This window comes from Vibrio sp. 1249-1, assembly GCF_033340495.1.
Genome location: NZ_JAWOWJ010000203.1, coordinates 1 through 953 on the forward strand (window position 1 = coordinate 1; position 953 = coordinate 953).

A 953-nucleotide genomic window follows, 5' to 3' on the forward strand; every position below is an offset into this window, starting at 1 on the left:
GAAGAGCATGAAACAGCGGTTTTAAACTACGGACAAACCTCGGTTTCAGCACCGATACAGGTTGATCGAGGATTTGACGCCGTTGAAGACAATGATGAGGAAATCATCGAGCTCTCAGGCTCCGTGATTAAGGAATATTCGGATTACGTTGTTGATGTGCTTGTGGTTCGCAAAAGTAAATCTCGTCACTCAAGTCGTGAGTTAAAAACCACGCTCTTTGTCCAGCAAGATCAGCTTGGAAAACCAATGATGATTGGTGGCGTGAACAACGAGGTGTTTACCCTCACGTTAAAATAATGGGATAACCTTTCAATCCGCATTAATGGTTTTAACGCATAACTTATCGGTTATGCGTTTTTTGTAGATAGTAAAATAGCGATGGAGTCGTGATGTCTAAAGTCATATTAAAAGGATTTATATTGGTGCCTGAAGGGGAACTTGAAACGGTAAAAAGTGCGCTGCCTATTCATATGCGATTAACTAAAAGCGAGGCTGGGTGCCTTGTGTTTCAAGTGGTGGAAAACCCTGACAACCCGTTGCGCTTTGATGTGTACGAAGAGTTTACAAATCGAGATACGTTCGAGCACCATCAACTCCGAGTCAAAGATTCAGACTGGGGGCGGGTGACAGTGAATGTTGAGCGCCATTATGAAATTTTGGATGTTCAGGCATAATGAGGCGAGTCATTCTGTGTCAAAGTTGACTCAAATAGTGTTTTTTGCCCAGTTGGCGACTTTACGTTAGCTTACCTATGAATTTAAACCGTTTAAGGTAAAGAAATGACGAGAAGAATATTCGTATTGCGCCATGGTGAAACAGAGTTTAACGCAGATAAAAAGTTACAAGGTCACTGTAACTCTTCACTGACATCTAAAGGCAGCGACCAAGCAAGACGCGTTGGCACAACGCTCAAACAGTATGTTGAAAACCGTCCTTTCCGTGTCTACTCAAGT

3 protein-coding genes are annotated in these 953 nt (G+C 42.6%); all 3 read left to right on the forward strand.

What is annotated here, in order from left to right; all coding sequences use genetic code 11:
• On the forward strand, window positions 1-297 hold a 297-nt coding region (locus tag R7Z50_RS25250; RefSeq protein WP_318149455.1), incomplete at its 5' end, for a hypothetical protein.
• A 92-nt stretch (window positions 298-389) separates the two neighbouring features.
• A complete protein-coding gene (locus tag R7Z50_RS25255; protein WP_031849035.1) occupies window positions 390-674 on the forward strand; it encodes a putative quinol monooxygenase in 285 nt (94 codons plus the stop codon).
• A gap of 105 nt (window positions 675-779) precedes the next feature.
• Window positions 780-953, forward strand: a 174-nt coding sequence (locus R7Z50_RS25260; RefSeq protein WP_318149456.1) for a phosphoglycerate mutase family protein, incomplete at its 3' end; no start/stop codon positions are given.

Excerpts from the sequence above, each read along its gene's own strand:
- R7Z50_RS25255 (WP_031849035.1), top strand. The coding sequence starts at position 390 with ATGTCTAAAGTCATATTAAAAGGATTTATATTGGTGCCTGAAGGGGAA.